Annotated in this window: 15 protein-coding genes; 4 read left to right on the forward strand and 11 right to left on the reverse strand. The window is 58.4% G+C overall.

Annotated elements, in window-relative coordinates; all coding sequences use genetic code 11:
* Window positions 1-11 precede the first annotated feature (11 nt).
* The 8 genes from GSF27_RS05860 to pyrF all read right to left on the reverse strand — a co-directional run bounded on the left by GSF27_RS05860 (window position 12) and on the right by pyrF (window position 8,936).
* Window positions 12-845 carry an ABC transporter permease gene (locus tag GSF27_RS05860; protein WP_160966602.1) on the reverse strand — a complete coding sequence of 278 codons (834 nt, stop codon included), beginning with the start codon at window positions 843-845 and terminating at the stop codon, window positions 12-14.
* An 8-nt stretch (window positions 846-853) separates the two neighbouring features.
* The gene (wecB, locus tag GSF27_RS05865; RefSeq protein ID WP_160966604.1) at window positions 854-1,981 is read right to left on the reverse strand and encodes a non-hydrolyzing UDP-N-acetylglucosamine 2-epimerase; all 1,128 of its coding nucleotides are present in this window, start codon (window positions 1,979-1,981) and stop codon (window positions 854-856) included.
* Between the two features lie 36 nt (window positions 1,982-2,017).
* Window positions 2,018-2,302 (reverse strand): integration host factor subunit beta, encoded by a 285-nt coding sequence (ihfB, locus tag GSF27_RS05870; RefSeq protein ID WP_160966606.1) that lies wholly within the window; start codon window positions 2,300-2,302, stop codon window positions 2,018-2,020.
* A 1,243-nt stretch (window positions 2,303-3,545) separates the two neighbouring features.
* The gene (gene rpsA / locus GSF27_RS05875; protein ID WP_160966608.1) at window positions 3,546-5,228 is read right to left on the reverse strand and encodes a 30S ribosomal protein S1; all 1,683 of its coding nucleotides are present in this window, start codon (window positions 5,226-5,228) and stop codon (window positions 3,546-3,548) included.
* Between the two features lie 764 nt (window positions 5,229-5,992).
* Complete coding sequence (gene lapB / locus GSF27_RS05880) at window positions 5,993-7,162, reverse strand: lipopolysaccharide assembly protein LapB (protein ID WP_160966610.1); 1,170 nt, start codon at window positions 7,160-7,162, stop codon at window positions 5,993-5,995.
* On the reverse strand, window positions 7,159-7,500 hold the full coding sequence (locus GSF27_RS05885) for a LapA family protein (RefSeq protein WP_160966612.1): 342 nt from the start codon (window positions 7,498-7,500) through the stop codon (window positions 7,159-7,161). The genes lapB and GSF27_RS05885 overlap by 4 nt, the downstream gene beginning before the upstream one ends.
* 40 nt (window positions 7,501-7,540) lie before the next feature.
* Window positions 7,541-8,227: a (d)CMP kinase gene (gene cmk, locus GSF27_RS05890; RefSeq protein ID WP_160966614.1), complete on the reverse strand. Its 687-nt coding sequence runs from the start codon at window positions 8,225-8,227 to the stop codon at window positions 7,541-7,543.
* A 1-nt stretch (window position 8,228) separates the two neighbouring features.
* On the reverse strand, window positions 8,229-8,936 hold the full coding sequence (gene pyrF, locus GSF27_RS05895; protein ID WP_160966616.1) for an orotidine-5'-phosphate decarboxylase: 708 nt from the start codon (window positions 8,934-8,936) through the stop codon (window positions 8,229-8,231).
* 153 nt (window positions 8,937-9,089) lie between these two features.
* On the opposite strand from pyrF, the gene GSF27_RS05900 reads away from it, so the two are divergent.
* Window positions 9,090-9,383: a helix-hairpin-helix domain-containing protein gene (locus GSF27_RS05900; protein ID WP_160966618.1), complete on the forward strand. Its 294-nt coding sequence runs from the start codon at window positions 9,090-9,092 to the stop codon at window positions 9,381-9,383.
* A gap of 483 nt (window positions 9,384-9,866) precedes the next feature.
* On the opposite strand, the gene GSF27_RS05905 is transcribed toward GSF27_RS05900, so the two are convergent.
* From GSF27_RS05905 to gyrA, 3 genes are all read right to left on the reverse strand, one after another.
* Window positions 9,867-12,104 carry a bifunctional prephenate dehydrogenase/3-phosphoshikimate 1-carboxyvinyltransferase gene (locus GSF27_RS05905; protein ID WP_160966620.1) on the reverse strand — a complete coding sequence of 746 codons (2,238 nt, stop codon included), beginning with the start codon at window positions 12,102-12,104 and terminating at the stop codon, window positions 9,867-9,869.
* Between the two features lie 40 nt (window positions 12,105-12,144).
* Window positions 12,145-13,260 (reverse strand): prephenate dehydratase, encoded by a 1,116-nt coding sequence (pheA, locus tag GSF27_RS05910; RefSeq protein ID WP_160966622.1) that lies wholly within the window; start codon window positions 13,258-13,260, stop codon window positions 12,145-12,147.
* Between the two features lie 73 nt (window positions 13,261-13,333).
* Complete coding sequence (gene gyrA / locus GSF27_RS05915) at window positions 13,334-15,898, reverse strand: DNA gyrase subunit A (RefSeq protein WP_160966624.1); 2,565 nt, start codon at window positions 15,896-15,898, stop codon at window positions 13,334-13,336.
* A 334-nt stretch (window positions 15,899-16,232) separates the two neighbouring features.
* On the opposite strand from gyrA, the gene GSF27_RS05920 reads away from it, so the two are divergent.
* The 3 genes from GSF27_RS05920 (at window position 16,233) to GSF27_RS05930 (ending at window position 19,007) form a co-directional block, all read left to right on the forward strand.
* Entirely contained in the window at window positions 16,233-17,564 is a 1,332-nt protein-coding gene (locus GSF27_RS05920; RefSeq protein ID WP_160966626.1) for a TRZ/ATZ family hydrolase, read from the forward strand.
* A gap of 67 nt (window positions 17,565-17,631) precedes the next feature.
* The gene (gene ubiG / locus GSF27_RS05925; protein WP_160966628.1) at window positions 17,632-18,333 is read left to right on the forward strand and encodes a bifunctional 2-polyprenyl-6-hydroxyphenol methylase/3-demethylubiquinol 3-O-methyltransferase UbiG; all 702 of its coding nucleotides are present in this window, start codon (window positions 17,632-17,634) and stop codon (window positions 18,331-18,333) included.
* Window positions 18,330-19,007 (forward strand): HAD-IA family hydrolase, encoded by a 678-nt coding sequence (locus GSF27_RS05930; protein WP_370462566.1) that lies wholly within the window; start codon window positions 18,330-18,332, stop codon window positions 19,005-19,007. Before ubiG ends, GSF27_RS05930 begins: the two co-directional genes overlap by 4 nt.
* The last annotated feature ends 44 nt before the right edge of the window (window positions 19,008-19,051 follow it).

A 19,051-nucleotide genomic window follows, 5' to 3' on the forward strand; every position in this document is an offset into this window, starting at 1 on the left:
GTCCTCTTAACTCAACCGACCCAGTAGGCAATTCGATGCCTGAAAAGGGTGTAAATCAGAATCGCGAGAACTGTCATTATTCCCGTCAGCCCCAACGCAAACAACCAGGAATCAACCGGGATTCCTTCACCCAGTGCCGGGGAACGCACAATATCGATCAGATGATGTGCCGGGTTTATCTCCACCATCCAGGCACGGTCAGTCAGAATATCTGCCCTCCAGAAAATGGGCGTAAGGAAAAACGTTACCTGAACTACACTGCCTACCATCGGAATTATGTCCCGGAAACGGACGCACATGACGCCAAAAATAATGCCCAAAAATACGCCCAATATGGATAACAATAAAATCGCAGGCAATAAGGACAGCAGCTGTAAAACGTCATCATTACCAACTGTAACGATAACTACCAACAGGATGATGGCGTTATGGGCGAAAATAATCAGGTTACGAAACACCATTCGACAAACATAGGTGGTAAAGGGTTGCCTCACCTGTTTGATCATATTTTCCGCGGAGATAAACACGTTACATGCTTCGAGAACGATACTGGAAACGAAGCTCCAGACTATGTAACCAACTGCAATGTAGGGAACATAATCAGTCAATGATTGTTTGAATAGCTCTGAATATAAAAAGCCCAGAGCTGAAACAAAAATAGCGGAGGTAATGGTCAACCAGAATGGACCCAATACCGAGCGACGGTAACGCTGTTTGATATCCTGTTGGGCCAAAGCGCTCCACAAGTTGCCGCGGTACAATACGCCCTCAACGATATCCTTGACCGCTTCGTGAAAGCGGCTACCTACCGTCCTACTCTCCTCGCTGTAAACCAAAGTTTCCATAACACTAATTACCTGAACAGGTCTTCCAAAATATCGCCAATACGCCCGCTGCTCTTTCCATCCCCATAGGGGTTTTTTGCAACTGACATCTCTTCATACAGACGCGGATCATTGAGAAGCTGCTCCACATTCTCGACAATAACACTTGAATCCGTACCCACCAGCCTGACCGTTCCCGCATCGACCGCCTCAGGCCGTTCGGTTGTATCTCTCATGACCAACACCGGCTTTCCAAGAGACGGAGCCTCCTCCTGTATACCACCGGAATCAGTCAATATGATGTCTGCCCTGCCCATCAGATACACAAACTGAGGGTATTCCAGCGGTGGAATCAGGTGAATGCCCTGGCAATCCCCCAAAGCCTCGGTTACTGGCCCACGGACATTGGGGTTCAGATGGACTGGATACACAATCTGAAGGTCTGGATTGTTGATGGCCAGCGCCTTCAGGGCATGACAGATTTGCAGGAACCCTTCTCCAAAGTTTTCCCGGCGATGGCCAGTGACCAACAGCAGCCTGGAGTCACTTCTCAGAAAAGGAAAGTGTTCCTCCATTTGCACCATCCACGTTTCAGTTTCCGCAAGACGCTCTGAAACCTGCATAAGCGCATCAATAACAGTATTGCCGACAATGTGGATCGCTTTGTGTGGCACGCCCTCTTCCAGTAAATTGGAAGCGGCTTTTGGAGTGGGAGCAAAGTGCACTGCAGCCAGTACTGAAGTCAGCTTTCGATTAGCCTCTTCAGGCCAGGGGGAGTACAGATTTCCCGTTCGGAGCCCAGCCTCTACATGAGCAACAGGAATCTGCTGATAGAACGCCGCCAGGGACGCGGCAAAAGTGGTGGTGGTATCACCATGAACAAGCACGATATCAGGTCTCCATTCCTTAAAGACCTTGCTCAACCCGAGCAAGATATTGGCCGTAAGCCCTTCCAGGGACTGCTTGATGGACATCAGGTCCAGGTCGAAATCCGGCTCCAGCCCAAAAAGATCCAGTACCTGATCAAGCATTTCCCTGTGCTGGGCCGTCACACAGAGCTTGCTGTCAAACCTCTTTCTCTTATTCAGCTCTGCTATCACCGGGGCCATCTTGATAGCTTCGGGGCGGGTACCAATAATCGTCAGAACTTTGGTCATACTCGATTTTACGGTCCGCTTACGCTGTTGGAGAATCTAAATGGACTCGTTCACCCTGTCCCGCATCTCTTTACCGGGCTTGAAGTGCGGCACGTACTTACCCGCCAACTCCACAGAATCACCGGTTTTGGGATTGCGGCCCACGCGGGGTGCGCGGTAGTGAAGGGAGAAGCTGCCGAAGCCGCGGATTTCGATCCGCTCCCCGTCTGCGAGGACGTGGGACATGTGCTCCAACATGAGCTTTACGGCAAGCTCAACGTCCTTCAGTGACAGTTGATCCTGCTGTTCGGCTATCCGTTCTATCAGCTCTGATTTTGTCATGGCCAATCCTTCGTCAGTTAATCAGAAACGTCTTCAGGGACCAGTCTTTGCCCTGAGGTAAGGCACTCTGTAACTTATTGTTTTCAAAGGAGTATACGAGCCACATCAAATGACAGCAAGCGACTAATGCTAGCTCCGTCACAGAAACCCAGCAATAAGACCTTGGTCAGGGTTGTGGCTGGCCAGGCAAAGATCAGCACGAAACACCGCCCATTCCCACAAATATGTCCCTGTAACACCCAGCTCCAAGGGACAAAAATCCCGGAAACAAAAAAGCCGGCACCTTCCGGCGCCGGCTTTTTGCTTACCGCTTAGCATCCATACTTCGCTCCGGCCATCCTGGCCAGGGTGTCGCAACTTCCTGCTGCAATACCCCTTGCAATAGACGCTTCCTTTGACCTTACCTGGCCCACATACACATCCGTGTCGCTTCCTTGCCTGAGTATAATCTCGCATATTCCCCGTTGGTGCTATTGGCAGATTTCCCTAATTCTTGTGAGATATATCCTACAAGCGGTGGTACTTTTTGACCAAGTTGCTGGTTATCACCTCAAAGGTGATCAAAAATTCAGCTGATTTCGCTACTGTTCGGGGCAAGGGGTGTCGCAGCTACCTATTTCAGGAGGAGGCATGGGTTGCCGCGCTGCGCTCGCAACGACGGGGTTTGGGGGCCCCAGTAGATCTTCCTCGATACCACCTATGCCGTCATTGAGAGGCGCTCAACAACCCCTCACCGTCATTGCGAGGAGCGCAGCGACGAAGCAATCCATGTATGGCACGCCGCCAGTACCGAGTGAACTTGGGTTGCCGCGCTGCGCTCGCAACGACGGGGTTGTGCTGGCGGAGGGTTCGGGACTGGGACTCTCGCGATGGCCTCTTTCCGGAGGGGACATGGGTTGCCGCTCTACGCTCGCAACGACGGGGTTGTGTGCCGGTGTCGTAGTTAGATCCTCCTCCATACCCCCAACGTCATTGCGAGGAGCGCAGCGCCAACAGTAGGGGCTTTAAGCCACGAAGCAATCTATGTGTGGTACGGAGCCTGTGCGGAGTAAATATGGGTTGGAATGCTGCGCTCGCAACGACGAGGCTGTGCTGATGGAGGGTGCGGGTTTGGGGTAGCGGCTCTCGCGATGGCCTCTTTCCGGTGGGGGCATGGGTTGCCGCGCTGCGCACGCAACGACGGCACAAAAAAAGGGCGACCCGAGGGTCGCCCTTTTGTCAGGAGCTGATTTCCGTCAGGAAATTACTTGTCCTGACTTTCCATCTGCGCCTTGATCAGGTCACCGATGGTGGCAGGAGCAGCAGCTTCCTGTGCCTTCTGAGAGTGCTCTTTGATAGCAGCGCGCTCTTCAGCAGCATCTTTGGACTTGATGGACAGGTTGATGGAGCGATTCTTGCGGTCAACGTTCAGAATCACTGTCTCAACTTCCTGGCCTACGCTCAGGGCGTTGCGGGCGTCTTCTACCTTGTCACGGCTGATTTCAGAAGCCTTCAGAACGGCTTCAACGTCATCGGCCAGAACAACGATGGCAGCTTTAGCGTCTACTTCTTTAACGGTACCGGTAACGATGGAACCTTTATCGTTAGTCGCTACGTAGTCGGAGAACGGATCGTTGTCCAGCTGCTTGATACCCAGGGAGATACGCTCACGCTCTGGGTCGATCGCCAGGATAACGGTTTCCAGCTCGTCGCCTTTCTTGTACTTGCGTACGGCTTCTTCACCGGCTTCGTTCCAGGAGATGTCGGACAGGTGTACCAGACCGTCGATACCGCCATCCAGACCGATGAAGATACCGAAATCGGTGATGGACTTGATCTTACCGCTGATCTTGTCGCCCTTGGCAGACTGCTTACCAAACGCATCCCAGGGGTTTTCCTGACACTGCTTGATACCCAGGGAGATACGACGACGCTCTTCGTCGATGTCCAGAACCATCACTTCCACTTCGTCGCCAACGTTGACAACTTTGGATGGGTGGATGTTCTTGTTGGTCCAATCCATTTCGGATACGTGTACCAGACCTTCAACGCCCTCTTCGATCTCGGCGAAGCAGCCGTAGTCAGTCAGGTTGGTAACCTTGGCCTTGGTGCGGGTACCTTCAGGGTAACGGGCAGTGATTTCGACCCATGGATCTTCACCCAGCTGCTTCAGACCCAGGGAAACGCGGTTGCGCTCGCGGTCGAACTTCAGGACCTTAACTTCGATCTCGTCACCCACATTTACGATTTCGGATGGGTGCTTGATGCGCTTCCAGGCCATGTCGGTGATGTGCAGCAGGCCGTCAACGCCGCCCAGGTCTACGAAGGCACCGTAGTCGGTCAGGTTCTTAACGATACCTTTAACCGCCATACCTTCCTGCAGGCTGGCCAGCAGCTCTTCACGCTCGGCAGAGTTGGCTTTCTCCAGAACCGCACGACGGGATACAACCACGTTGTTGCGCTTCTGATCCAGCTTGATCACTTTGAATTCGAGGTCTTTGCCTTCCAGGTGAGCGGTTTCGCGCACTGGACGGACATCTACCAGGGAACCTGGCAGGAAGGCGCGGATGCCGGCTACGTCAACGGTGAAACCACCCTTAACCTTACCATTGATCACGCCCTTAACAATTTCGTCAGCCTCATGAGCCGCTTCCAGCACTTTCCAGGCTTCAGCGCGCTTGGCTTTTTCGCGAGACAGCTTGGTCTCACCGAAACCGTCTTCTACGGTTTCCAGGGCTACCTGAACTTCATCACCGATGCTCAGAGTCAGCTCGCCGTTCTCATTCAGGAACTGGGCGGCAGGGATAACACCCTCGGACTTCAGGCCTGCGTGAACAGTAACCCAATCTTTATCCAGGTCGATTACAACGCCGGTCACGATGGAACCAGGCACCATATCAACGGATTTCAAACTTTCTTCAAAGAGTTCTGCGAAAGATTCGCTCATTAGGACAACCTATAAGGTAACAGCGGAAATTCATCGCGGGGGCCTCTGCCGAAATCAGAAGCGTCCACCAGGGACAAATTTGCCATCCACACCGCCAGTCGTGTGGGCCGATTCATATTGATAGGGAGCCCGCTACAAGCTGGCTAATACAGGCGCCCTACCTCACCACGCACGGGGTTAACCCAGCAATGGTGGCGGCGGAGCTTACCAGAAGTACAGAAACTGCGCAATAGATGGGGTAATTGGCCTGGATATAGGCCAATATCCGGGGTTGGTAGCTGTTGCGGACCGACCAAGAACTACGTCGTTGCGAACGTAGTGTGGCAACCCGTGTCTACTCCGTATCGCCACCTGTGCCACACATGGATTGCCGCGTCGCTGCGCTCCTCGCAATGACGGGCGGGAAAGATGCAGGGGGAGATCGGGCTACAGTACCCGAATCCCGTCGTTGCGAGCGTAGCGTGGCAACCTATGTTCACTCCGTACCATCATCCGTGCCACACATGGATTGCTTCGTCGCTGCGCTCCTCGCAATGACGGTGGGGGGGATATACAGGTAGTTCTGACTGAAGTACCCCAAACCCCGTCGTTGCGAGCGCAGCGCGGCAACCCATGTTCACTGCGCACTGGCCCTGTGCCACACATGGATGGCCCAGGCCACCCTCTCTTGCCCTGCGGGCAATTCACCTTGTTGCTTCGTGGCTTAAAGCCCCTACTGTTGGCGCTTCGCTCCTTGCAATGACGAGTTGTTTCGATAATCGATCTTAATCGACCGGCTTTACACTCCCCCAGGTCTTGCAGCTCGGGCAGAGCCAATGCAGGCGGTGGCCGGCGAAGCCGCAACTCAGGCAGCGATAGCGCGGGTGCTGGCGATTGAGCTCGTCCAGCATCTGTTCCAGCTGCAACCACTGCTGGCCGGGCTCACGCTGGGCGGTGCACTGCAGGTGCAGCAGCTGCCGCACCCCGGCAATTGTGGGATTTTGCAGGATATACCCCCGCAGGAACTGGGCGGCGGCCTCCGGCCCTTCTGTAGCCACCATCAGCTCCGCCAGGCGGATGGCCACTGACAGTGAGGCGCCCTGATTGAGCAGCTCCTGCAGGTACTCCCGCAACTGCGGCAGCAACCCCCCATGCCGGTAGCAGGTTTCCAGCATCGGCAGGGCCTCCGGCAGCATGGCCGGGTCCTGATAGAACACCTGCTTGAGGGCTTTTACGGCCTCGCGATGATGACCGAGGTTGATTTCCAGCTCAGCCAGCAGCAGGCTGGCCCGGGCTGACTGGCGGTCGGCGGCCATGGCCGCCCGCAGATGACGGCGTGCCGCCAGATAGTCCGAGCGGGCCAGGGATTCAGCGGCCAGTTCACAGTAGAAATGCGCCTGTACCAACCGCCAGCGTTCCGGAATGCGGGTAAAGCGCCGCCCCGGCAGCCGACTGATCACCTCAATCGCTTTGGCCCACTCCTTTTCATCCCGGTAGATCTCAATCAGGTACTCCTGGCACTCGGTGCGCAGGGGGTAAGAAGCGGAATCCGCCAGCTCCCGTAACAGCAATTCGGCCCGATCCAGCAGGCCGGATTTCATATAGTCCCGGGCCAGCTCCAGCTGCACCTGTTGGCTGCGCTCGGGGTCCAGCCTCGGCCGCGCCAGCAGGTTCTGGTGGATTTTGATGGCACGCCCCACCTCCCCGCGCTTGCGCAGCAGGTTACCCAGGGCAAGATGAGTCTCCAGGGTGGAGGGGGTTACGTCGAGAGAATCAATAAAGGTATCAATGGCAGCGTCGGGCTGCTCATTAAGGAGGTAGTTGAGCCCGCGGATGTACTGCGCCTGGACTTCCGTATCCTCATCACCCTCTTCATCCTTGCGCCTGAGTCGTCCGAAGAAAAAGCCAATGGCTACGGCGACCAGCAACAGCGCAAACAGCGCAACATCGGTCATTCAATAAGACGCCTCTGGTCGCCGTTTTTACTGTTGGTCGCAGCCGGTGCGGTCATGCCGCGCAAGCGATCCAGCTCCTTGTCGCGACGGCGGAGCTTGCGGTTGAGGGAGGCAATGCGATTACGGGCCCGCAGCAACCAGGGAAGACTCATCACATAGCCCACCAGAGCCCCGGTGAGCAGTGCCAGTGTGATGATCAGCCCAACCGGCAGCTCAGGCGCATCAAAGCCGTAGACTTTGAGCACCAGTGGCTGGCTGTTTTCGACACAGAACCAGATCCCCAGCAGCAGCCCCAGCGCTGCAACCACCAGGACCGCCAATTTTCTTACAAGCTGCACCCGTCAGAACTCCTGTTATTTTATGTCCTTCGGTAGCCCCTCAACGCGCCGCGGCGCTGCCTGACAGACTGTCCTGCACCAGCGCCAGCACCTGGGCCAGCACCTCTTCAATACCCAGATGAGTGGAATCCAGCTGCACCGCGTCATCCGCCGGTTTCAGTGGCGACGTGGCGCGTTCCCGATCCTGTCGGTCACGGGTTTCAATATCGGCCAGGATGGCCTCGTAGTCCGGCGTCTCGCCTGCCAGTTGCAGCTGCAACACCCGCCGCCTGGCACGCTCTTCGGCACTGGCGGTCAGGAAGACCTTGACCGGCGCATCGGGAAACACCGTCGTCCCCATGTCTCGACCATCCGCCACCAGCCCCGGCTCTTCAGCGAAACTACGCTGGCGCTGCAGCAGTGCAGCGCGCACCGGCTGGCACGCGGCAACCCGCGAGGCATTCATGCCCACCTGTTCCTTGCGAATGGCGCTGGTGACATCTTCTCCAGCCAACCACACCTTAACGCCGCCGGCCGATGGTTCAAAGCGTACCGCCAGGTTTTTCGCCACCTGCGCCAACGCCTCTTCGTCACCCCAGTCAGCTGCCTGCTTCTCGGCCGCCAGGGCCGTCAGCCGATAGAGCGCGCCGCTGTCAAGCAAGTGAAAACCCAGGGATTGGGCGAGGCGCTGACACAGCGTGCCCTTGCCGGCTCCGCTGGGACCGTCCACAGTGACCACAAACGCCATATCAGCCACCCTGCCCGATTTCACGGAGAATGTTCTGGCACGCCTGCACCGGGTCCGGGGCCTGTGTAATGGGACGACCGATCACCAGGTAGTGACTGCCAGCCGCCAGCGCATCCGCCGGCGTTACAATCCGGCGCTGGTCGTCGGCCGCTGCCGCTGCCGGGCGAATACCCGGGGTTACCAGGCAAAAATCGCTGCCCAGCTCACGACTCAACATAGCCGCTTCCTGGGCCGAGCAGACCACCCCATCCATACCACTCTGTTGCGCCAGAGAGGCGAGACGTAATACCTGCTCGCGTGGCTCGCAGGCGAGACCGATCTGCTGCAGATCGGCGGCTTCCATACTGGTGAGCACGGTCACAGCAATTAACAGTGGCGCCGGGCCAGAGCGCTTTTCCAGTTCGTTGCGGGCCGCCTCCATCATGCGGGCCCCGCCGGATGCGTGCACATTGACCATCCACACACCCAGCTCCGCCGCCGCCTTCACGGCCTTGGCCGTGGTATTGGGGATATCGTGAAACTTGAGATCCAGAAAAATATCGAACCCGCGGTCCATCAGACTCTCTACCACCGCCGGACCGGCAACCGTGAACAACTCCTTGCCCACCTTCAGGCGACAGAGCGAGGGATCGAGCCTGTCGGCCATTGCGAGACAATCCGTCGCGTTGTCAAAATCCATCGCCACCACGATTCTGGGCGCTTCAACCATGCGCTAATACCTTTCTGTATGCTGCAAAACGGCCATTGTACCCCGCAGGGGTTGGCTCGGCGAGAGGACCGGGACAGGCCACATACTTTCTTCCGATTTGCTTTCCGGCGTATTGGGCTAGTGTAGCCGCTCCACACAACAAGGAGGTGTACCATGAAAACCCTGAAATATCTGGCTCCAGCCCTGTTTACCCTGTTACTGGCCATGAGCACCGGCATTTTCCAATCGGCCCTGGCCGCTGAACCGGCCGCGCAGATCAACATCAATACCGCCAGCGCGGAGGAGATTGCCGCCGCCCTCAACGGTATCGGCCTGGCCAAGGCGCAGGCCATCGTCGCCTGGCGCGACCAGCATGGCAAATTCACTGACGCCAGCCAACTGACGGAGATCAAGGGCATTGGCGAATCCACCCTGGCAAAAAACAGCGCACTGATTGTGCTGCAGTAATGCCTGTCTGCAGCAAGGTTCTGGCCTGGATTTAACCTCCAGTCTGAACTGATACGCCAGAAAACCAAAAAGCCCGTGAAGTGCTGCTTCACGGGCTTTTTTCGGTCATGCGTCAATGAGACCTGGGGAGACGCCGAATGCGTGGATCTGAGGCCTCCACACCCGTCGTTACGAGCGTAGCGCGGCAACCCATACTCACTCCGAACCACCATACGTGCCACATATAGATTGCTTCGTTGCTGCGCGCCTCGCAATGACGGTGAAGGGATATTAAACGTACTTCTGACTAAAGAACCAACCCCGTCGTTGCGAGCGCAGCGCGGCAACCCATGTCTACTGCGGCCCGCTATCCGTGCCACACATGGATGGCCCAGGCCACCCTCTCTTGCCCTGCGGGCAATTCACCTTGTTGCCGCGTGGCCTAAAGCCCCTACTGTTGGCGCTGCGCTCCTGGCAATGACGGAGGAATGGAAGCAGGACTTCTTAGCCCTCTTCCACCTGCAAGGCAATGCCCGCCTGTTGGGCCAGCGCAATAAAGGTGGGGAAAGAGGTCGCCACATTGGCACAGTTACGAATCACAATCTCGCCACCGGCACGCAGGGCTGCCACGGTGAAGGACATGGCGATACGGTGATCGCCGTGACTCTCCACTTCACCACCACCAAAACTGCCGCCTTCGATCACAATACCATCGGGAGTCGGGTCGGCTTTCACACCCAGGGTCTGCAGGCCATCGGCCATCACCTGAATACGGTCGCTCTCTTTCACCCGCAGCTCTTCGGCGCCACGCAGGATAGTGGTACCTTCGGCGCAGGCAGCCGCCACAAACAGGGCCGGAAACTCATCAATGGCCAGAGGCACCTGATCTTCGGGAATTTCGATACCCTTGAGCGGCGCGTACTTAATGTGAATATCCGCTACCGGTTCACCACCCACTTCCCGCTCGTTACTCAGGGTCAGGTCGGCGCCCATGAGACGCAGGATATTGATCACACCAACGCGGGTCGGGTTGATGCCGACATGAGTCAGGGTGACATCGGAACCGGGCGCAATTGCCGCCGCGACCATAAAGAAGGTAGCCGACGAGATATCCGCCGGCACTTCAATGGCGGTTGCGGTGAGTTTGCCGCCGGACTGCAATTTGGCTGTTGCACCTTCGCGGGCCACCGGATAGCCGAAGCCATTGAGCATGCGCTCGGTGTGATCGCGGGTGGGGGCCGGCTCTGTTACCACGGTTTCACCGTCGGCGTAGAGACCCGCCAGCAGCACACAGGATTTCACCTGGGCACTGGCCATGGGCATTACGTAGTTGATGGCCTTGAGCTTGGCACCACCCTTGATCTTCACCGGCGGCAGGCCGCCTTCAGCGGTTTCAATCTCGGCCCCCATCTCCCGCAGCGGGTTGGCCACGCGATTCATGGGACGCTTGGACAGCGACTCGTCACCGGTCAGCTCGGCATCAAAATCCTGGCCCGCCAGCAAACCGGCCAGCAGGCGCATGGAGGTGCCTGAGTTGCCCACATACAGTGGACCGGGAGGTGCCTGCAGACCATGCAGGCCAACGCCGTGAATACGCACGCGACCGTGGTCGGGGCCTTCAATGACCACACCCATGTCGCGGAACGCCTGCAGGGTCGCCAGTGCGTCCTCCCCTTCCAGGAAGCCCTCAACGTCGGTCACACCGTCCGCCAGTGAGCCCAGCATGATGGAGCGATGGGAGATGGATTTGTCACCTGGCACCCGCAGCTGGCCGCTGACACTGCCACCGGGCTGTACCCGGTAAGTAATCTCTTTGTCTTGCATGGAGGGACTGTACGCCTGCTTGGTTAACATTTTGGTAAAGTGATCGCGAGCAGCCTTGGCGCGGGTAAAGACCCCCAATAACTGCTCGCTGTCCTCGCGCTCAATAGCACCGCGAAGACGGGAAAGATTCTCTGCAAACAAGTCCAACGCCTTCAGCACACTGGTCTTGTTGGCTTTCATAATATCGTGCCACATCACCGGATCGCTGGAGGCGATGCGGGTGAAATCGCGGAAACCGCCAGCGGCGTAACGGAAGATGTTTTCATTTTCCGAGTCGTGCGCCAGGGTATCCACCAGCGAATAGGCAATAGCGTGAGGTAAATGACTGGTGGCCGCCAGCACATCGTCGTGCTCCTCCACCGGCATCATCAGCACCTCAGCGCCAACTGCCTGCCACATGGCCTCAACCAGGGCCAGATGCTCTGCACCTGTCTCCGCGGTAGGAGTCAGGATCACCCGGTGCTGGCGATAAAGATCCGGGTTGCTGGCTTCAACGCCACTGCGCTCGGAACCGGCAATGGGGTGCCCGGCAACAAACTGCGGGGGCAACTCACCGTAGATGGCGCACACCGCCGCAACCACGGAACCCTTGACGCTGGCGCCATCGGTAATGGTTACGTCCGGCGAGACCACCGCTTTAATATCGGCCAGCACCTTGTCCACTGTCAGTGTAGGCACGGCGATAAAAATCACATCGCCAGCACCCAGCTCCGCGGCGATGTCACCAATAGAGAGCACCGCCCGGTCACAGACGCCGAGACGCACTGCGTCTACGCAAGTCTGCTCACGGCGAGCCACGCCAATCACTTCGCGGCAGGCTCGCTCCTGCTTCAGGGCCGCCGCCAGGCTACCGCCGATCAGGCCGATACCCACCACCACCAGTTTATTGACGCACCTTTTCTCGGTACTAACGGTCACTCTTTATTCCTGTTGCATTAACGGGGTGTAGCGAATGCTGTCAGAGCACAGCCTGGGGATAGGAACCCAGCACTTTCAGGTCAGCCGCCCGGGAGCCCACTTCTTTCAAAGCAGACTGCACCGACGCTTCACTGACGTGCCCACTGAAGTCGATAAAGAAGACGTAGTTCCAGTTACCGCTGCGGGATGGGCGGGTTTCCACCCGGGTCAGGTCGATACCGAAGCGCTGGAACGGCTCCAGCAAATCGTGCAACGCGCCAGGCTCATTGCGCATGGCCACCACCACCGAGGTTTTGTCCTGACCACTGGGACCGGCTTCCTGGTTACCAATAATAAGGAAGCGGGTGGAGTTATCCGGGCGATCCTCGATCTTCTCCGCCAGTTTAATCAGGCCATACTTGTCGGCCGCCATTTCACCGGCGATCGCCGCCGCATTCCATTCACCCTTCAGGCGCTTGGCCGCTTCGGCGTTACTGTTTACCGCAATACGGTCTGCATGGGGATAATGCCCGTCCAGCCATTTGCGGCACTGGGCCAGAGACTGGGAGTGGGAGTAGATACGGGTAATGCTGTCGGTTTTGGTTACGTCCGACACCAGCAGGTGCTGGTGAATGCGCAACTCCACCTCGCCACAGATCTTGAGGTTGGAATCCATGAAGCTGTCGAGGGTGTGGTTCACCACGCCTTCGGTAGAGTTTTCCACCGGCACCACACCGTACTGCACGGCACCGGCTTCCACTTCCCGGAATACTTCGTCAATGGCCGACAAAGGCACGGTCACCGCGGAGTGGCCGAAGTGCTTCAGCGCTGCCTGCTCGGTAAATGTGCCTTCAGGGCCGAGGAACGCCACCTTCACAGGTTGCTCCAGCGCCAGGCAGGCAGACATGATTTCGCGGAACAGCCGCGCCATCTCTTCGTCGCCCAGCGGCCCCTTGTTGCGCTCCATCACCTTGCGCAATACCTGCGCCTCACGCTCCGGGCGGTAGTAGACAATGTCGCCCTGGGCGTGGGCATTTTTGACGTCCGCGACCTGCTGGGCGCACGCCGCACGCTCACTGATCAACTCGCCGATGCGCAGATCGAGGTCATCAATCTTGTCGCGCAGCAATTGCAGCTGCTGCGCTTCGCCAGCCTGATTCGTGGAATCCTGACTCATGGGGTCTCCAAGGTTACACTTGATTCTGCCGCGCTAACGCAACTGCAATCCGCGGCAGAATCGCTGCACATACTTACTCTTCGGCGTCCTCGTCGACGCCCTCTTCCGCTTCGCTCTCTTCGATGCGCTCGACGCCTACCAGACGCTCATCGCCTTTCACCTTGATCAGGCGCACACCCTGGGTGTTGCGACTCAGCACCGAAACCTCATCGACGCGGGTACGCACCAGCGTGCCCTGATCGGAGATCAGCATGATTTCATCGCCGCCGAACACCTGTACCGCACCCACCACAGCGCCGTTGCGCTCGGTGGTCTGCATGCCGATCACACCCTGGCTGCCGCGGCCCTTGGTTGGGAATTCCTCGACGCTGGTGCGCTTGCCGTAACCATGTTCACTGACGGTAAGCACAAAGCCACCTTCCTGAGGAATCACCATGGAGACCACAGTCTGGTCTTCCTGCAGGCGGATACCACGCACACCGCGGGAGGTACGACCCATGGCCCGTACCGCCGACTCGGCGAAACGCGCCGTCTTGCCGCTGGAGGACATCAGGATCACGTCGCAGTTGCCATCGGTAATGGCGGTGTGCAGCAGGCGATCGCCTTCGTCCAGCTCGATGGCCCGCAGACCAACGCTGCGCTGGCGGGAGAACTGGGACAGAACGGTTTTCTTCACGGTACCGTTGGCGGTAGCCATAAAGATGTAGTGTTCGTCGTCGTATTCCTTCACCGGCAGGATGGAGGTGATGCGCTCACCCTCTTCCAGCGGCAACAGGTTCACCATGGGGCGGCCGCGGGACTGACGTCCGGCCACCGGAATCTGGTAGACCTTGAGCCAGTACACCTTACCGGCGTTGGTGAAACAGAGAATGGTGTCGTGGGTGCTGGCAATCAGCAGGTGCTCCACGAAGTCTTCATCCTTCACCGAGGTAGCCGCCTTGCCCATACCGCCACGACGCTGGGCCTGATAGGCATCCAGTGGCTGGGTCTTGGCGTAGCCGCCGTGGGAGATGGTCACCACGCGATCTTCTTCGGTGATCAGGTCCTCAATGGTGAGATCCTGCTGCGAGCTCTGGATATCGGTGCGACGCTCGTCGCCGTAGTTGGCTACTACCTCTTCCAGCTCTTCGCGGATCACTTCCATCAGGCGCAAGGGATTGCCAAGGATCTCCAGGAATTCGGCGATCTGTTGCAGCTTCTCCTGATACTCAGCCAGCAGCTTGTCATGCTCCATGCCGGTGAGGCGGTGCAGACGCAACTCCAGGATAGCCTGGGCCTGGGCAGGCGACAGGTAGTAATTGCCATCGCGGGCACCGTAGTGATCTTCCAGGTCCTCCGGACGACAGGCGTTGTCACCGGCACGCTCCAGGAACTCACCAATCTGTCCCACAGGCCAGCCGCGGGCTACCAGCGCCTCTTTGGCTTCAGCGGGACTGGCGGAGTTCTTGATCAGCTCAATCACCGGGTCGATATTGGCAATGGCAACCGCCAGGCCTTCGAGGATATGGCCACGTTCACGGGCTTTGCGCAGCAGGTAGACAGTACGACGGGTCACCACCTCACGGCGGTGACGGACAAAGTACTCCAGCAGCTGCTTCAGGTTGAGCAGTTTAGGCTGGCCGTCCACCAGTGCCACAATGTTGATACCGAACACGCTCTGCAGCTGGGTCTGGGCGTAGAGGTTGTTCAGCACCACCTCACCCACTTCGCCGCGCTTCAGCTCGATCACCACGCGCAGGCCGTCTTTGTCGGACTCGTCGCGCAGCTCGGAAATACCTTCGATCTTCTTCTCTTTTACCAGCTCGGCGATCTTTTCGATCAGGCGCGCCTTGTTCAGCTGGTAGGGAATCTCGTTAATGATGATGGTTTCGCGGTTGGTCTTGTCATCACGCTCGATGTCAGCCTTGGCGCGCACATAGATGCGTCCACGCCCGGTGCGGTAGGCCTGCACAATGCCGCCGCGGCCATTGATGATGCCGCCGGTGGGGAAATCCGGACCGGGGATAAACTCCATCAGTTCATCGATGGTAATGTCTTCGTTGTCAATGTAGGCCAGACAGCCCTTCACCACTTCCCGCAGGTTGTGGGGCGGGATGTTGGTGGCCATACCCACGGCAATACCGGAAGAACCGTTGATCAGCAGATTAGGCACCCGCGTCGGCATGACGCTGGGCATCTGCTCGGTGCCGTCGTAGTTGGGGACGAAATCCACCGTCTCCTTATCGAGATCCGCCAGCAGGTCGTGGGCGATCTTCTGCATACGGATTTCGGTGTAACGCATGGCAGCGGCGCCATCACCATCGATGGAACCGAAGTTACCCTGGCCATCCACCAGCATGTAGCGCAGGGAGAAAGGCTGTGCCATACGCACGATGGTGTCGTAAACGGCGGAGTCACCGTGCGGGTGATATTTACCGATCACGTCACCCACCACACGGGCAGATTTCTTGTAGGCCTTGTTCCAGTCGTTGTTGAGCTCGCTCATGGCGAACAGCACACGCCGGTGCACGGGCTTGAGGCCATCACGCACATCAGGCAGGGCGCGCCCGACAATCACGCTCATGGCGTAGTCGAGATAGGACTGTTTCAGCTCGTCTTCAATATTAACGGGAAGGAGTTCTTTCGCTAGTTCACCCATGGGGTCGGCGTTCCTTTTATTATCGCATCGGCACTGCGGCATCCTGGTGCAGAGAGCTGCCCACAGAGACCATTTATACTCAAAGCCTTACAACCAATTAAAGCCGCCCATGCTACCACACAACCGCGCCGAGAAGCACCCGCCCGAGGGGCCCCGGCAGGGATCACAATTCCATCGTTAAAGCGCCTTACAGGGCCTCCTGAGACTGCGTAGCGGCCGGAGATCGGGTTATACTGGCAGGCGTTTTTACACAACGGATCACAGCCGTACAAATTACAGACAGATCGTCTGCAAAACGGCCCAAAATCCCGGTTTCAAGGAGCTTATCCGGCACATGGCCAGTCAGCCGTCCCCCGCTACCGTCGATCTCATTCTGCACGCCCGCTGGATGGTACCGGTGATACCCGCCAACACCCTCCTCAGTGACTGCGCACTGGTGATCGACCAGGGTCGAATCAAGGCCATCCTTCCCTCCGCAGAGGCGGAGCGTCGCTTTACTGCCCGCCAGACCGAGCGGATGGACAATCACCTGCTGATTCCCGGACTGGTGAACGCCCACGGCCACGCCGCCATGAGCCTGCTGCGGGGCTATGCCGACGACCAGCCGCTGCAGACCTGGCTGCAGGATCACATCTGGCCTGCTGAGGCGCAGTGGGTGTCGCCGGAGTTTGTGTTCGACGGCACCGAGCTGGCAGCGGCGGAAATGATCCGCGCCGGCACCACCACCTTCAGCGATATGTACTTCTTCCCCGAAGAAGCGGCCCGCGCCGTACTGAAAAGCGGTATGCGCAGCCAGCTGGCGTTCCCGATCTTTGACTTCCCCACCGCCTGGGGCACAGGTCCGGACGACTACATCCACAAGGGGCTGGCATTGCATGACAACTACCGCTCCCACCCGCTGATCAATGTGGTATTCGGCCCCCACGCGCCCTACACCGTCTCCGATGAGCCGTTGCAGCGCATTGCCACCCTGGCGGAAGAGACCCAGTGTGGCATCCACATCCACCTGCACGAGACTGCGCAGGAGGTGGCCGATGCCGTGGCTGCCAGCGGCGAGCGCCCCATCGAACGCCTCAACCGTCTTGGCGTGCTGTCACCACTGACCCAGTGTGTGCACATGACCGAGCTGAATAACGACGACATTGAACTGCTGGCCCAAAGCGGCGCCCACGTGATCCACTGCCCGGAATCCAACCTCAAGCTGGCCAGCGGCTTCTGCCCGGTGCACAAACTGCAACAGGCCGGCGTTAACGTGGCCCTCGGCACCGACGGCGCGGCCAGTAACAACGACCTGGACCTGCTGGCGGAGATGCGTACCGCCGCCCTGCTGGCCAAAGCAGTCAGCGGTGACGCCAGTGCACTGAACGCCCACCAGGCGCTGCACATGGCGACATTGGCAGGCGCCAGGGCACTGGGGCTGGAGAGCGAGATCGGCAGTCTGGAAGCGGGTAAAAGCGCCGACATCACCGCCATTGCCCTCGATGAACTGGAGCAGCAGCCGCTCTACAATCCGGTCTCCACACTGGCCTATACCCAATTGAGCCACAAGGTGAGCCACGTCTGGGTAGCGGGCCGTAAATTGCTGCAGGATCGCCGCCTGCTGACACTGGATGAAACCGCCATTGCCGGCAACGCCCGCCAATGGCAACAGCGCATCGGTCGCTGAACACACACAGAACCGGGCCGGCAACTGAACAGGGCCCTGCAATCCGTCCGCACAGGAAATTCGCTACATGAGTAACGTGGACCACGCTGAAATCGCCAAGTTTGAAGCCCTCGCCAGCCGCTGGTGGGACCGCAACAGCGAGTTCAAACCGCTGCACGACATCAATCCGCTGCGCTGCAACTTTATTGACGAGCGTTCACCGGTCGCCGGCCAGAAAGTGGTGGACGTGGGCTGTGGTGGAGGCATTCTCGCCGAGGCACTGGCCCAGCGCGGTGCTGACGTCACCGGCATCGATATGGGTGAAGCGCCACTGGAAGTGGCCAAACTGCACAGCCTGGAGAGTGGTGTGCAGGTCAACTACCGCCGCATTACCGCCGAGGAGCTGGCCGCCGAACAACCGGGCCAGTACGACATTGTCACCTGCCTGGAGATGCTGGAGCATGTGCCCGACCCTTCGTCAGTGATTAAAGCCTGCGCCACCCTCTGCAAGCCCGGCGGGCACGTCTACTTCTCCACCATCAACCGCAATCCCAAGGCCTACGCCTTTGCGGTGCTGGGGGCTGAATATGTGCTGCAACTGCTGCCCAAGGGCACCCACGAATACAGCAAGTTCATCAAGCCGTCCGAGCTGGCACAGTGGATTCGCCAGGCCGACCTGCAGATGCAGGATATGACCGGAATGACCTACAACCCCATCACCAAACGCTACAAGCTCAAGGCCAGTGATGTGGACGTCAACTACCTGGTCCACACCACCCGGGAGGCATGATGAGCCAGACCGCCCTGCCCCTGCGCGCCGTGGTGTTTGACCTGGATGGGACCTTACTGGATACCGCGCCGGATTTTGTATTTGTCCTCAACCGCCTGCGGGAAGAAGAGGGACTGCCGCCGCTTGACGCGACCCTGATTCGCAACACCGTCTCCGACGGAGCCCGGGCACTGGTCACCCTGGGGTTTGAACTGCAGGAAGATGAGGAAGGCTTTGAGCCGCTGCGACTGCGGTTGCTGGAACTCTACAGCGAGCACCTGGCGGTAAAGAGCGGGCTGTTCCCGGGCATCGCCGGACTGCTGGAGTTCCTGCAACAGCAGGGTCTGGCCTGGGGCATCGCCACCAACAAGCCGGAACTCTACACCACCCCCCTACTGGCGGCCCTCGGCCTGCAGCCGGATTGTGTCATCTGCCCGGACCACGTCAGCGAGCGCAAGCCCCACGCCGAATCCCTGCTGCTGGCCGCGCGCCTGCTGGACTGCAAGCCACAGCAGATACTCTACGTCGGCGATCACCAGCGGGATATTGCCTGTGGCATCAATGCCGGCAGCCCCACGGTGGCGGCGGCCTATGGCTATGTCCACAAGGACGACGATGTGAACCTGTGGCAAGCGGACCATATTGTGCGCCAGCCCGAAGATCTGCTGCCGCTGGTACGGCAATATATCGGCTGATAACACACCTGCGGCACCACCAATAAGTAATAAATTATTGAGAG

Origin of the sequence: Pseudomaricurvus sp. HS19 (genome assembly GCF_009857815.1) — a bacterium.
GTDB lineage: Bacteria > Pseudomonadota > Gammaproteobacteria > Pseudomonadales > Cellvibrionaceae > Pseudomaricurvus.